Annotated in this window: 9 protein-coding genes; 4 read left to right on the top strand and 5 right to left on the bottom strand. The window is 62.1% G+C overall.

All coding sequences use genetic code 11. The annotated features are described in order from the left end of the window. The 5 genes from G3I74_RS04630 to G3I74_RS04610 form a co-directional block, all read right to left on the bottom strand. Nucleotides 1–3062: leucine-rich repeat domain-containing protein (locus G3I74_RS04630; protein WP_164210422.1), on the bottom strand; the 3062-nt coding region annotated here is incomplete at its 3' end. A 21-nt stretch (nt 3063–3083) separates the two neighbouring features. After that, nucleotides 3084–3365 carry a hypothetical protein gene (locus G3I74_RS04625; protein ID WP_164210421.1) on the bottom strand — a complete coding sequence of 94 codons (282 nt, stop codon included), beginning with the start codon at nt 3363–3365 and terminating at the stop codon, nt 3084–3086. A 203-nt stretch (nt 3366–3568) separates the two neighbouring features. Beyond that, on the bottom strand, nt 3569–6019 hold the full coding sequence (locus G3I74_RS04620; RefSeq protein WP_239056592.1) for a tetratricopeptide repeat protein: 2451 nt from the start codon (nt 6017–6019) through the stop codon (nt 3569–3571). Nucleotides 6020–6284: 265 nt separating this feature from the next. Then, nucleotides 6285–6863, bottom strand: a complete 579-nt coding sequence (locus tag G3I74_RS04615) for an ECF-type sigma factor (protein WP_164210419.1) — start codon at nt 6861–6863, stop codon at nt 6285–6287. Nucleotides 6864–6933: 70 nt separating this feature from the next. After that, nucleotides 6934–8418: a 1-acyl-sn-glycerol-3-phosphate acyltransferase gene (locus G3I74_RS04610; RefSeq protein WP_164210418.1), complete on the bottom strand. Its 1485-nt coding sequence runs from the start codon at nt 8416–8418 to the stop codon at nt 6934–6936. Nucleotides 8419–8502: 84 nt separating this feature from the next. On the opposite strand from G3I74_RS04610, the gene parE reads away from it, so the two are divergent. From parE to G3I74_RS04590, 4 genes are all read left to right on the top strand, one after another. Next, entirely contained in the window at nt 8503–10392 is a 1890-nt protein-coding gene (gene parE, locus G3I74_RS04605; protein WP_164210417.1) for a DNA topoisomerase IV subunit B, read from the top strand. Between the two features lie 67 nt (nt 10393–10459). Further along, complete coding sequence (gene msrB / locus G3I74_RS04600; RefSeq protein WP_164210416.1) at nt 10460–11014, top strand: peptide-methionine (R)-S-oxide reductase MsrB; 555 nt, start codon at nt 10460–10462, stop codon at nt 11012–11014. A gap of 28 nt (nt 11015–11042) precedes the next feature. Continuing rightward, a complete protein-coding gene (msrA, locus tag G3I74_RS04595) occupies nt 11043–11681 on the top strand; it encodes a peptide-methionine (S)-S-oxide reductase MsrA (RefSeq protein ID WP_338063057.1) in 639 nt (212 codons plus the stop codon). 111 nt (nt 11682–11792) lie between these two features. After that, nucleotides 11793–14543 (top strand): M16 family metallopeptidase, encoded by a 2751-nt coding sequence (locus G3I74_RS04590; protein WP_164210415.1) that lies wholly within the window; start codon nt 11793–11795, stop codon nt 14541–14543. Nucleotides 14544–14578: the final 35 nt, after the last annotated feature.

Here is a 14578-nt window from a genome sequence, read left to right as displayed (position 1 = left end):
ATATTCATCAAGTCAGCGTTTGACAGGCTGGTGCTGCGGTCGATGACAATACTGACCGCCAAACGGGAACTGCTGCCGGTACTGACTGTGCTCAAGCTGAAGGGCAAACTCTGGCCATCTTCGGCCAGAGTGAAGTTGCTGCCCGTCAGGCCACCGAGCGACTGACCAAACTGATCGGTCACCGTGACCAGCGCGCTCATATCCGGACAACTGCTGGCATCAATCTGGTTGATCACCAGGTTCAAGGCAGACAGCTTTTCAATTTCAACGGTCGCTGTGGAGGTGTCATTGCTCGGGTTCGGGTCTGGTGTTATTGCGCTCACACTGACCGTATTGTCGATCGCACCGGCCGGTGCCGTATCAGACACTTCAACTTCCAGGGTGAAACTGGCAACCGCTCCGGGCGTCAGATCGCCCACGCTACATTCAACAACGCTTAGGCCAGTACAGTCAGCACTTGCGCTCAACAACGCCAGGTCACCAGGCAGCGTATCGGTGAGGACGACGCCTTGGGCAGTATTGGGGCCATTGTTGCTGACGGTGAGCGTATAGCTGAACTGCTCTCCAGGCGCAGCCGTGGCCACTGAGGCAACCTTGGACACCACCAGGTCAGAGCGGCTCGGCTCCAGTGTGCTCGGCCCACACAGTCCAGTCGATACGCCGTCTTTGGAGTAGGTGCCAGAGAACACCCCAGTGCCCGACGCGTTCGCCGGCGGTGTCAAGTCGTATTGGAGCGTGCGGCTGTTTGCATCAAAGTAAGGCCCAAACTTCACCGTACCTGTCCCACTGTCGAAAACGCCGCCTTGAACATTGCTGACCGCCCAGCTCGACGGCGGCTGGTCTTCAATCGCATACGAGCCCGTCCCCGTCTCAGGCTGGGTCTGGATCGTCACGGTCAGCGGCAGACCCGGTATGTAGCCCTCAGGCAAGACACGCTGGGCTTCGCATCCAATCACGCTCGTTCCATCAAACGTGATCGTAAGCAAACCCTGGGCCTGACGGTCCAGCAGAGACTGCGGGATCGTGCCCGTCAGGCTCGGGTTCTGGGCCAGGCCCAGAAACTCAAGGTTTGTATCCAGGTTGCCCAGCTCCATCGGAACTGGGCCCGATAAATTATTGCGCTCAAGATCGATCTGAGTCGCATTGGTCAGCTCGCCCAGTTCAGGTGGAATCGGGCCGCCTAGCTGATTGTTAGAAAGCCAGAGCCATTGCAAATTGGTCAGCTGCGATAGTTCGGCTGGAATTGGGCCGGTCAACTGATTGTCTTCCAACCAAAGCCTTTGCAGATTGGTCAGCTGCGACAGCTCGACCGGGATGGGGCCGGAAAGCTCATTCTGCCAAAGCGACAGAGACGTCAATTGACCTAGCTGCCCTAATTCAGGTGGAATAGGGCCACTAAGCTGGTTGCTGCTCAGCGAGAGCAATTGCAGATTGGTCAGCTGCGACAGCTCCGGTGGAGTCAGACCGGTCAACTGATTGTTATTTAGAACAAGTTGTCGCAGATTACTGAGTTGCGATAGCTCAACCGGGATGGGGGCAGCTAACTGATTGAAATTTAGTAGGAGTTGGCGCAGATTACTGAGTTGCGATAACTCAACCGGGATGGGGCCAGACAACTGATTGAATCGCAAGTCGAGTAGTTGCAGATTGGTGAGCTGACCTAGCTCAAAAGGAATAGGGCCACTAAGCTGATTGCTGTCGAGACCAAGCTGTTCAAGCGCAATGAGCTGCCCCAACTCCGGTGGGATCGATCCCGACAGCTCATTGTTCCGAAGCGACAGAGACGTCAATTGAACTAGCTGTCCTAATTCAGGTGGAATGGGGCCGGATAACTCATTGCTACCAAGCCGGAGCATTTGCAGATTGGTCAGCTGCGACAGCTCAGCCGGAATGGGGCCAGTCAGTGCATTGGAGTTCAATACTAGCGATTCCAAATTGCTAAGCTGCCCCAATTCAGGTGGAATAGGACCGCTTAACTCATTGCGAGAAAGAGAGAGGCGTCGCAGATTCGCCAGCTGAGACAGCTCGACCGGGATGGAGCCACTCAACTGATTGTTGCTCAGCGAGAGCGTTTGCAACTTGGTCAACTGCGACAGTTCCGGTGGAATTGGACCAGCCAACTCATTCCCAAACAATTCGATAACTTCCAAATTGGATAGCTGACCCAACTCAGGAGGAAGTGACCCTGACAACTGGTTATCGTAAAGACTAATGAAGGTGGCGGAGCTGAGCTGTCCCCATTCTGGTGGGATTGGGCCACTAAGCTGATTATTTCCTAAAAAAAGTCTGTCGAGCGAGCCAAGTTGACCTATCTCCGGCGGAATTGTGCCGGTCAATCCATTGTTCTCTAGGAATATTCTGACAACGGCACCACCTGCACACGTCACTCCAAACCAGGAGCACTCTGTTCCCGCCGCACCCAGCCATCCAGCGTTGTTTGTCCAGTTGTCGCCGTCGGTCGCGTTGTAAAGCGCAATCAACGCATCGCGCTGAGCTACGGGATCTGCAGTTGTACTGATCGATAGACTCCAATTCAGACTAAAGGCTCCAGCAGATTGCGCACTTCCCCCAAACACACTCACGGCGTACTCCCCAGCCGGAATCGATTGAGTGAGTAGATTCGAGGAAGTTTGATTGACAGCTTCGGACTCGTTGACAAGATCCGACCCCACGTTTCGTATCATGAGTCGGAGTTCATTAATGGGACCGGTACCGCCGGAAGAGGTAAGAGTCAGACCTTCAATCTCAAGGCCAGCTGGAACTGTCATTAGGAAACTATCTTGGGTATCTCCCGCACTAGCTCCATTGCAATCGTTGTTCGAACAATTGCCCGCCAACCCCCCGGAAATCGTGTTCAAACCGGAATCCAGAACCCCTACGGAGACACCAGAAGTAAAACTGGAACCCCCTGGAAAATCTGTGGTCTCTTGAACATCCAACGCAGCAACCGGGACAGCAATTAGGGTAAGAGCCACCGAAAGCAATAACCGGACCTGAAGGAGCAGGCCATCACTCGCGATACTGCGGTTCAGCTCATGAATTGAAATTTGTTTAGATGTCATAATGTCCTCAAAAACCTTTTCTCATTGCGTAGCTTTCTCGGCCTCGCTGGAGCCGGGCGTCAGGATCAGAAACAACAAGACCACACACAACAGCTGGCGAAACTTCACATCAATCATGGGCAATACCGTCTCCAGGAATAGGATTTCATCGAACCGGTTCAGCGGGCACAGCGTGCCCAAGGGTATTGTCTGTACCGGCAACCCGGTAACGCGCGCGGGGCGTAGCCGCACGGGCTCCAAAAGCAGTGCAGTGCCTAGAGCCGAGATCGCCTTGGTAGCCTGAGTGGGCTGAGGTTTTTTCATGCGTCCCCCTGTAAAAACTGTTGCTTTCAGGCAGGCTCTTCCAACGCGAAGCGCCCTTATTGCCTTAAGGGCGTAAACCATGCCTGAAAAGGGTCATGCAAAAACGTGATGTTCAGCACGCCCTCAAACGCCTGCCGTGACCCTAGCAAACCCAGCGCGAGATTTCAAACTCTGGTCCTACCGCCCGCCACAGTAGGCCGAACTCAAGGTGCGGCTGGTTCGGCTTCGGCAGTCAATGCCCGCAAACGCTGGCGATAGGATTGCGCGCGGTCGACATCACCGGACTGCTCGGCAATGCGCTGGAGCAGGTCAAGATTGTCGGTCAGGGATTTGGGGCGGACGGGGATTTCGGAACTCTCGTAAAGCTGCGCGACCGCCAGGGCTTCGGCTTCTGCCTCGGCCAACCGGCCATTAACCAGCAGGGCGTCGGCATGGACGTTTCGAAAGTGACCGAGGAGCCAGTGTTTGGAGTCAATCACTTGCTCGGCGCCGTCGAGGGCCGATCGGGCCCACTGCAGGGCCTGATCGGGTTCGGCCAGATTGAGATAGCACCAGGCGATATTGACTTCGGCAATGGCCTGCGCGCGTGATGGTTGCCCCTGGGCGCGCATGCGATGGACCTCCCGGGCTTTCATCAATAACGTCAGGGGTTTCTCAAACTGTCCTTGGGCCATCAGGGCACTGGCCAGATTGCTGCGGGTGACCGCCAGGTCGTGATGGTCGTCCGGCAGCAGTTGGCGCTGAATGGCGAGGGCCTCGGCAAAGGCTTCGCTGGCCTTTTCCCAGTCCTGGCTCCGTTCGGCAGCCAGTCCGATCGCGCCCCAGATCGCAGCCATGCGCCGCGTTCGGGGCCCTACAAGTTCGCGCTCCATCTCTGCGGCCAGGTAGGCGCTCTCAAGCGCCTGGTCGAAGCGCCCGGCCTGCATAAGCACGTAGGCCCGGTTGATGTAGCTGGGTACGGTGCGAACATGGCGCGGCCCGAACATTTCGATGCGCAGGGACAAGGCCTCATCGGAGACCGCCAGTGCCTCATCGACCCGTCCCTGCCTTGAGAGCACGTCAGCCGTATTGAGCAGGATCGTGGCCAGCGTTTCGCGATTAACCGGCGTTCGTCGCGCCGCGGCGGCAGCGCGCTCGTACCATCGCAAGGCCTCGGCCGGCTGGCCCCTGAAACTTTGCACCAGGCCAAAACTGCTGGCGATCAGGGCTCGGCCGTGATGCTCGGACTCCGGCACAATCTGAAGAGCTTGCTGCAGGGCCTGCTCAGCGACCTCCAAATTGCCAGCGCTGAGCTCAAGCTGGGCGTGAGCGACCCAAACCCGCCAGTGGGCCTCGGGGTGCGGCCGATTCAGTTCGGCTGCCAGCAGCTCTCTGGCCCGGTCAGTCTGCTCAGTTTGCCGCAGCGCCGTGGCTTGTCCCGCCAGGAGCGCCGCGCGCAAACTCGGCTCGAATTCGGCGTCTGTATCGAGCAGCGCCAGCGCCTGGTCATAGATGGTAATGGCCGCGGCATGCTCGCCCAGCACCCGGCGAATGTCTGCAATGCGCAGCAGCGTTTCGGCCGCCAGAAGCGGATCGTCATCGGCATCCTTCTCAGCGCGTTGAACGGCCGCAGCCAGCATTTCGTCCACGCTGGTGGCCGAAGCACGGGTTCCGGTCGGGTCGGCTGCCTGAATGGCGCCCAGCAACAAGTCCGACGCGGCGCGAGCGCGGGTGGCCTCGAATTCGGCCCGGTCGCGCTGCAGGCGCAGATCGCCCGCCTGCCAGGCAAGCTGGCCGGCCAAAATAGCAATCGCCAGAACCGATAAGGCACCCAGCGGCGCGGCGATCGGGTGGCGCTGGATCAGCTTTTTGAGTCGATAGGCCGGGCTGTCCGCACGGGCCATCACCGGGCGGTGGGCCAGAACCGCGCGGAGGTCGTCGGCCAGAGACTGAGCACTGGCATAGCGCCGGCTGGCATCCGGGTGCATGGCGCGAGCAATCACGGATCTCAAGTCAACCGGAAGCAGACTGCGATCGATCCCCGCGGGTCTGGTCGATTTTTCCAGCCGGGCCAGTGCATCGGTGACCGAAAGGCCGCTTAGGTCATACGGACGCTCTCCCGTCAGGAGCTGATACAGCAAGACCCCCAAAGCATAAATATCAGCGGAGGCGGACGCTGATTCCCCGCGCAGTTGTTCCGGGCTGGCATAGTTGGGAGTGAGCCAGCGCGTAAGGGTCGCCGTGACAGCCGCACCGTCGTCGGCCAACACCCGAGCCACACCAAAGTCCAGCAGAATCGGGTTGCGCTGAGCATCAACGACAATATTGTCGGGCTTGAGGTCAAGATGAACGATCATCTCTCGGTGCGCCGCCGCCACCGTCTCGGCCACCCGGACCATCAGCGCGATCTTCTCTCGTTTCGACCAGTCGGCAGCGGCCTCATCAATAGGCCGGCCTTCGATGAGATCCAGCACCAGGTAGGGCCAGCCTTGCTCGGCTCGTCCCCAGTCGCGCAAACGGCAGATGCCCGGATGATTCAGGCGCGCCAGCATCCTGGCCTCTCTCACGAAGCGCTCGGCTACTGCCGCATCAAAAACAGGCAGCGACAGAAATTTGATGGCAGCGCGCTGCTCCACCCCTTCGGATGCTCGCCGAGCCGAAAATACGACACCCATGCCGCCTCGACCCAGCTCGCCGATCAGCTCCCAATCACCGACGCGTTGCCCGATCAGTTGCTGTGGATTGAATGCAGCCCAGCGGCGCACCTGGCCATCAATCAGCCCATCCAGATCCAAAGTCTTTGCCTCATGGGCATCGAGCAGTGCCGCAAGTCGGCGGGCCAGATCAGGATTGAGTTGTGCTAATCGACTCACCTCGGACACTCGCGCGCGCTCATTCATCGCCGCCAGGCGCGCAAAATGCCTTTCTAATTCTCCAGGATCAACCATATCGAGCGCCTCCGTCGTTAACGGCGTCGCCGAGCCATGCGCGGGCAAAGTTCCAGTCGCGCTTGACGGTCGACAGACTGACTTCCAGTGTTTCGGCGATCTCTGGCATGGTCAGCCCTCCAAAACAGCGCAGATCAACCAGCTCGGCATGTCGAGGGTATTGCTCGGCCAACTTAGCCAAAGCGGCTTCGAGATCCAGCAAGCGGACATCGTCATAATGATGATCCGACTGCACCAGCGCCAGCGTGACACGAACCCGGTCACCGCCTCGTTTATGGGCCAGGCGTTCGCGGGCCTGATCAACCAGCAGATTGCGCATGACGGTGGATGCCAACCTGAAAAACTGCTTGCGATCCGTCAATGCCTCGCTCGGCGGACGGATGCTCAGCCAGGTCTCATGCACCAGTTCGGTCGGCGTCAAAGGCCGTCGGGATTCATCCCCGAGCCGCGCCTGAGCCAATTTGTGCAGATGACGGTAGACCAGCGTCCCCAGCCGAGCAGCTATTTCAGCATCGCCTGGATTGGCCTGCCAATCGAGCAGGTAATGGGTTATCTCAGTCACTTTTGGCATGGTGTCTCAATTGACAATGCTTGCGCTGAAGCTTAGCCGCACCTTCCCGTATAACCGCCATGGCCACGCGCTACAACCTGCGCGAACCGGCCGAGGAGCTTGTGTTCTCGCCCGGCGAAGCAGCCAGTCCATAGCGGTCGGCCAGGACGACGAACTGGTCCTGGACCAGGGCGCGCTCGGTGCGCAACAATTCGACCAGTTCGCGCTCGTCCCAGAACAGGGTGCGCACCAGGATCCGGTCGCGGTAACGCAGTATGTTGCGCCGATAGCGCAGGGCGACGAACCCGGTCGGCGGCAATGCGGCCAGGTAGACCAGGGTCGGCGCCAGACCCAGCTCGGTGTGCTGCCAGAGCCCGTAGCCGATCAGCGCGTAGCAGGCACCGAACCCCACCACGCCGAGACCGAAGTAGGCGAACACCCGGATCGCCTCGTCGCGGACCAGCAGCGCGCCGAGGCGGGCGAACGCGTACGGCAGTACGTTGTGAATCAGCCCAAACAGGGCGATTGGCGCCATCAGGATTGCGTAAGCGGTCATCTTCAGGCGCAGCAGGCGACCGGTGACCGGCGTGCCGGTGGATCCGGCCAGGGCCTGGCGCACCTCGGTCTGGCGCAGATGGTCGCGGAAACGCTCGACGTTGCGCCGCAGTTCGACAACGCGCGCCGGATCAGCCTGCCACGCCTTTCCGACCACTGCCCCGATGAACTGGCGGGTATAGACCCGGCGCTGGAACGCGGCCGCTGTATCAGCTGAACTTCGGCTGTAGAGTCCGGTCAGTCGCCCCAGCCAGCGCTTGACAAAACGCTTGCGCTGCGGCGGCGCCGGAGGCGGCAGATCGGCCACCTCGCCCAGCGATCCGGCCAGGGCATCGACGAGTTGATCAACCAGTTCGGCCAGCCGATCATCCTCCAGGTGGAGGGTCTGGCGCCGCAGCGCCTGCTGCACGTCATCGGTCAGCCTGGCAACGGCCTGCTCGGGATCGCACCGATGCAGTTCGGCGTATTCGGCCACCCGAATCGGGCGACCGATGCGCAGCAGGGCCGCCGAGCCCAGAAACTCGCGGTGCTCGAGATTGACCCCGGCCGGCACGATCACCAGGCCCAGCGCGTAGTCGTTGCGCGCCTCGGCACCCAGCGCGATGCGGGCAATGCCCTTGCGCAGCTGCCCGACCTGCAGCCGCGGGGAATTGCGGCCCTCGGGAAAGACCCCGACGCAGCCGCCACGATCCAGCAGATCGAAAACCTGGCCGAAGACCGCCTGGTTGCGGTCGGCATGGTCGCCCACCTCGCCGCGGCGATAGATCGGGATGGCGCCCAGGGTGCGAAACAATGCCGCCACGGCGGCAAAGCGGAACAGCCCCGAGCGGGCCAGGTAATGAATCGGCCGGCGAATCTGGGTCGACAGGATCACCCCGTCGAGAATCGAGCTGGGGTGATTGGCGGCCACGATCACCGGTCCAGTAGCCGGCATTCGCTCCATCCGAACCGAGCGGATATCGACGAAATACAGCCGGTTGATCAGGCGCAGGAATCCGATCAGCAGCGCATACAGCCTCATGGCATCACATCATCGCCGATTTGCCCGACCCATTCTGGGCTATGCTCTCACAACCACTTCCTCAACCCCCCGGTTTCGTCGAGCATGAGCAATGCCTATCAAGCCTCCGACATCGAAGTATTGCAGGGACTGGAACCCGTCCGGCGCCGGCCCGGCATGTATACCGACACCACCCGGCCCAACCACCTGGTCGCAGAAGTGGTTGACAACGCCGTCGATGAAGCGCTGGCCGGCCATGCCCGCGCCATCGATGTCACGCTGCACGAAGACGGCTCGGTCGAGGTCGTCGATGACGGCCGCGGCATGCCGGTCGATCCACACCCCGAACACAAGCTGCCCGGTGTCGAACTCATCCTGACCCGACTGCACGCCGGCGGCAAGTTTTCCGGCAAGAACTACACCTTCTCCGGCGGGCTGCACGGGGTCGGCGTCTCGGTGGTCAATGCGCTGTCGAGCCGGCTGCTCTGCCGCATCAAGCGCGACGGCAAGGTCCACGAAATGGCCTTCGAGCACGGCGAGACCACCCGCCCCCTGCACGTCGTCGACGACGTCGGCAAACGCAACACCGGCACCACGGTGCACTTCTGGCCCGACGGGCAGTACTTCGACTCGGTCAATATTTCGCGCCCGCGCCTGAAGCATCTACTGAAAGCCAAGGCAATCCTCTGCCCGGGCCTGAAGGTCAGCCTGGATGACCGGCCTGGTGGTGAGATCGAGTCCTGGCAGTTCGAGGACGGCTTGACCGACTACCTCAGCGACAGCCTGGCCGATCTCGAACGGATACCGCAGGCACCGTTTACCGGGGACTTTTCCGGCGCCGACCAGGAAGCCGCCTGGGCGCTGGCCTGGTTGCCCGAAGGCGAACTGCTGCAGGAATCCTACGTCAACCTGATCCCGACCCCGGCCGGCGGCACCCATACCAACGGTTTGCGCACCGGCCTGATCGAGGCCCTGCGCGAGTTCTGCGACATCCACAGCCTGCTGCCGCGCGGGGTCAAGCTCAGCCCCGAAGATGTCTGGGAGCGCCTGAGCTTCGTGCTGTCGATCAAGCTGGCCGACCCGCAGTTTTCCGGACAGACCAAGGAGCGCCTGAGTTCGCGCGCGGCGGCCAGCTTCGTCGCCGGCGTGGTCAAAGACGCCTTCGCCCTGTGGCTGAACAAGCACGTGGCCGACGGCGAGACGATCGCGCGGCTGGCCATCGACAACGCCCTCAAGCGCCAGAAATCGCGCAAGCAGGTCGCCCGGCGCAAGGTCACGGCCGGCCCCGCCCTGCCGGGCAAGCTCGCCGACTGCGCCTCGACCGACCCCGAAGAGACCGAGCTGTTCCTGGTCGAGGGCGACTCGGCCGGCGGCAGCGCCAAGCAGGCCCGAAACCGCGAGTACCAGGCGATCATGCCGCTCAGGGGCAAGATCCTCAATACCTGGGAGAGCGAGCCCGACCAGGTCTTGAGGTCGCAGGAAGTCCACGACCTGGCCATCGCCATCGGCATCGATCCGGGTTCGGATGACCTGGCCAAGCTCAGATACGGCAAGGTCATCATCCTGGCCGACGCCGACTCCGACGGCCTGCATATCGCCACCCTGCTCGCGGCCCTGTTTCTCAAACATTTCCGCCCCTTGGTCGAGGCCGGGCGAGTGTTCGTGGCCATGCCGCCGCTGTATCGCATCGACGTCGGCAAGCAGACCTTCTACGCGCTGGATGCCGAGGAGCGGCGCGGCCTGCTGGCCCGGATCGAGGCCGAGAAGATCAAGGGCAAGCTCAGCGAGACGCGCTTCAAGGGCCTGGGCGAAATGAACCCGCTACAGCTGCGCGAATCGACCATCGATCCCGACACCCGGCGCCTGGTCCAGCTGACCATCGATGATGCCGCGGCCACCGACGCGATCATGAACATGCTGCTGGGCAAGAAACGCGCTTCCGACCGCAAGAACTGGCTGGAAGAGAAAGGAAATCTGGCCGAGATCGAGGTTTAGGCTGGGGCTCGGGGACGAGGAGGCCAGATTCACGGAACCGTGCCGGGATATCTGGTCTATTAATGGTATGAAAACAAACATTCAATTTCTCAAACGCCGGCAGCTGCTGACTGCCGTCGGTCTTGCGGCGCCGGCCTTCTGGCTGAGCGGATGTGGTGGGCAGCCGGCCTCCGCGACCGCAGACGCGAATCGGCCGTTCCAGACCCTGGAGCTTTCGGAAGACCAGTGGCGCGAAATCCTCACCAGCGAGGAATTTCGCGTCCTGCGCGGCGAAGGCACGGAGCCGGCGTTTTCCAGTCCGCTGGATGCCGAATACGGCGACGGGACTTACATCTGCGCCGGCTGCAACCTGGCGCTGTTTTCGAGCGAGCACAAGTTCGATTCGGGTACCGGCTGGCCGAGTTTCTGGCGGCCGATCGACGCGGATCACGTCGGCACCAAGCGCGACTTCAAACTGATCCTTCCGCGCACCGAGTATCACTGCGCGCGCTGCGGCGGGCACCAGGGCCACATCTTTGAAGACGGCCCGGAGCCAACCGGCGAGCGCTGGTGCAACAACGGCGTGGCCCTGCGGTTTGTGCCGGCGGGCGAAGAACCGCCGGCGCTGCGGACACGCGCTTGACGATGGCTGGGAAGCTTGGAAACCGGCGATGAAAACTGATCAAAAGACTTTCGGCTGGCTGAATCGTGCGCTGATTGCTGTGGCCTTCCTGGTGCCAAGCCTGTCGGCCATGGCCGAAGAGCCGGGTGAGCTGGCCCGCGCGACCTTTGCCGGCGGCTGCTTCTGGTGCATGGAGCCCCCATACGACAAGCTCGACGGCGTGATCGAAACGATTTCCGGGTTCAGCGGCGGGGACGTGGCCAACCCGAGCTACGACGCCGTCGTGCGCGGCGGCACGGGCCACCTGGAAGTCGTTCAGGTGGTCTATGACCCGGCCGTGGTCGGCTACGACCAATTGCTCGACGTGTTCTGGCGCAATATCGATCCGTTCCAGGCCGACGGTCAATTCTGCGACCGCGGGCCCATGTACCGATCGGCCATCTTCGTCGACGATGAAAAACAGCGCGAAATGGCCGAAGCGTCGCTCGAACAAGTCAGCGCGCTGGGCCTGGAAGACGGGCCGATCGACACTCGCATCCTGGACTTCGATGCCTTTTATCCGGCCGAGGATTATCACCAGGATTACTACCTCAACAATCCGACGCGCTACCGGTTCTATCGCTGGCGCTGCGGGCGCGATCAGCGGCTCGAAGAACTGTGGGGAAACGAGGCCGGCGGCGCACCATGACTTCTGACTCATGCCATCGGCCCGTCCGCGGGGCATGATGCGTGCAACCGATCGGCTCAAGGCCGGTCCGATCCTCCAGTCCATCAACACCCCAACAGGAACCAGAGACTCATGCCGCGAGCCCTGATCCACTATGTCCTGGTCGCGATCGCGCTGACCTTGGGCGCGAGCACCCTGGCTGCCGCGCAAACCGATCGTATCCGCCACATCACCACCGTCGAAGGCATCAGCGAATACCGCCTCGACAACGGCCTGCGGGTGCTGCTGATGCCCGACCCCAGCCGGCCGACCGCAACCATCAACATCACCTACTTCGTCGGCTCCAAGCACGAAAGCTACGGTGAGACCGGCATGGCCCATCTGCTCGAGCACATGCTGTTCTACGGCACGCCCGATCACCAGGACATCAAGGCCGAGATTTCCGAGCGTGGTGGTTCGGCCAACGGCACCACCTGGTATGAGCGCACCAACTACTTCCAGACCCTGCCGGCCGGCGAAGAGAACCTGGAGTGGGCGATCCGCATGGAAGCCGACCGCATGGTCAACTCCGTCGTCGATGGCGACGACCTGGCCTCGGAAATGACGGTGGTGCGCAACGAGTTCGAAATGGGCGAGACCAATCCGATCGGGGTGCTGATGCAGCGGGTGATGGCCACCGCCTATCTCTGGCACGGCTACGGCCGCTCCACCATCGGCGCGCGCTCCGACATCGAAAGCGTGCCGATCGAGCGCCTGCATTCGTTCTACCGCCGCTACTACCAGCCAGACAACGCGGTTCTCATTCTGTCCGGCAACATCGACCCGGAGCGCTCGCTCGCACTGGTCGAGGAATACTTCGGCGCCATTGAAGCGCCCGAGCGCAGCGGCGACATGCTGCTGTGGCCGACCTACACCCGCGACCCGGTCCAGGACGGTGAGCGTTCGATCACCGTGCGCCGCTCGGGCACGGTGCGCGCGCTGATGAGCGCTTTCCACATCCCTGCCGCCGCCCACGAAGATTTCGCCGCCGTTGAGGTGTTGGCGCACCTGCTCGGCGACATGCCCTCCGGGCGCCTGTACGACCAGCTGGTCGACAGCGAGCTGGCCACGCGGGTGGCCGCCTTCAGCCTGCGCCTGCGCGAACCTTCGCTGCTGCTGCTGTTTGCCCAGACCCGCGACGGCCAGGACCTCGACGAGGTCGAAACGGCCATGCTCGATACCCTGGACGGCCTGGCTGAGGAGCCGCCGACCGAAGAAGAGGTCCGGCGCGCGATCAACGCCCTGACCCGCAACATGGAAATGACCTTAAACGACAGCGGCCGGGTCGGCATTCAGCTAAGCGAGTGGGCCGCAGCCGGCGACTGGCGCCTGATGTTTCTGCACCGTGACCGGCTCGAACAGGTCACGGTCGATGACGTGGTCCGCGTCGCCGACCGTTACCTCCGGTCCAACAACCGCACCGTCGGTCGCTTCTACCCCGAAAATCGCCCGGCCCGCGCCGACATTCCCGAGGCCCCCGATCTCCAGCCGCTGCTGGCCGACTACACCGGCCGCGAAGACCGGGTCGCCGGTGAGGCCTTCGTCCCCAGCCCGGAAAACATCGAACAGCGGCTGATCCGCTTCGAGCTGGCCAATGGCGCACAAGTCGCGCTGCTGCCCAAACAAACCCGCGGCCAGCGGGTGTTTGGACGCATCACCATGCGCACGGGCAATCTCGAAAGCCTGCGCGGCCAGGGCCAGGTTCCGTCGATGACCGGCAGCATGCTCGGCCGCGGCACCGAGAACCTCAGCCGCCAGGAGATTCGCGATTCAATCGACGAGCTGCAGTCTTCGCTCAGCGTCGGCGGCGGCGCCACGGTCGGCGCCAGCCTCGAAACCCAGCGCGAACAGCTGTTGCCGCTGCTCGAGGTGGCCGAGGAAATGCTGATGCGTCCGGTCTTCCCCGAAGACGAACTCGCTGAACTCAAGCGCCAGCAGCTCAACGGCCTGGACCAGCAGCGCGACGATCCCGGCGCGGTCGCCGGACGCCTACTCGGCCGGCATTTCAATACCGTCGACCCGGCGCATCCGGACTACGTGGCCGACTGGGACGAACAGGCCGCGCGCATCGAGGGCGTCGAGCGCGATCAGCTGGTTGATTTCCATCGCTCGCACTATGGCTTCGGGCCGGGCACGACCATCAGTTTTGTCGGTGACTTCGATCCCGAGGAACTGCGCGCGGCGCTGGAATCGCGCTTCGGCGGCTGGACCGCCCAGACCCCGTTTGAGCGCATCGATCGCGAGCACGAACCGATTGTGCCGATGGCGCTGAGCGCCCAGCTCGACGACAAGGCCAACGCGGTTCTGGTCGGACGAACAACTTTCCCGCTGGACGATGAACATCCGGACTATCCGGCCCTCAGCCTGGCCGGCCATTTGATCGGCGGCGGTTTCCTGAGTTCGCGCCTGGCCACCCGCATCCGCGACCAGGAGGGCCTGAGCTACGGCGTCGGCGCCGGATTCGGCGCTTCCAGCCTGGACGAAATCGCGAGCTTTCAGTCCTATGCGATGTTCGCGCCCGAGAATCGCGAGCGGCTGGTCGAGGTGATGTTCGAAGAACTCGACCGGGTCGTGAGCGACGGCTTCGAGTCAGACGAAGTCGAAACCGGCCGCCGCGGCTACCTGCAGCAGCGCGAGCTGCAGCGCAGCAACGACGCCAGCCTGGCCGGCATGCTCAACTCCAACCTGTACCTGGATCGCGACATGTTCCATCAGGCGCGCTTCGAGCAGGCCCTTGAGCAGCTCAGCGCCGACGAGGTCAATGCCGCCGTCCGCCGCCACTTCGATCCCGAGCGCATCACCACGGCCGTCGCCGGCGATTTCACTGAAGACGCCAGCGATTGACGTTAAACAACAGGATTCCGGAGAAGCGGCCGGGC

Source organism: Wenzhouxiangella limi (genome assembly GCF_010499265.1).
Lineage (GTDB): Bacteria > Pseudomonadota > Gammaproteobacteria > Xanthomonadales > Wenzhouxiangellaceae > Wenzhouxiangella > Wenzhouxiangella limi.
Note: the sequence above shows the minus strand (reverse complement) of the source record. Positions and strands in the feature narration are given on the sequence as shown.

What these genes read in the sequence shown, in the direction of transcription:
- G3I74_RS04625 (WP_164210421.1), bottom strand. Translation starts at nt 3,365, where the DNA reads ATGAAAAAACCTCAGCCCACTCAGGCTACCAAGGCGATCTCGGCTCTA.
- msrB (WP_164210416.1), top strand. Translation starts at nt 10,460, where the DNA reads ATGAAAACAAACATTCAATTTCTCAAACGCCGGCAGCTGCTGACTGCC.
- msrA (WP_338063057.1), top strand. Translation starts at nt 11,043, where the DNA reads ATGAAAACTGATCAAAAGACTTTCGGCTGGCTGAATCGTGCGCTGATT.
- G3I74_RS04615 (WP_164210419.1), bottom strand. Translation starts at nt 6,863, where the DNA reads ATGCCAAAAGTGACTGAGATAACCCATTACCTGCTCGATTGGCAGGCC.
- G3I74_RS04590 (WP_164210415.1), top strand. Translation starts at nt 11,793, where the DNA reads ATGCCGCGAGCCCTGATCCACTATGTCCTGGTCGCGATCGCGCTGACC.
- parE (WP_164210417.1), top strand. Translation starts at nt 8,503, where the DNA reads ATGAGCAATGCCTATCAAGCCTCCGACATCGAAGTATTGCAGGGACTG.
- G3I74_RS04610 (WP_164210418.1), bottom strand. Translation starts at nt 8,418, where the DNA reads ATGAGGCTGTATGCGCTGCTGATCGGATTCCTGCGCCTGATCAACCGG.
- G3I74_RS04620 (WP_239056592.1), bottom strand. Translation starts at nt 6,019, where the DNA reads ATGGGTGTCGTATTTTCGGCTCGGCGAGCATCCGAAGGGGTGGAGCAG.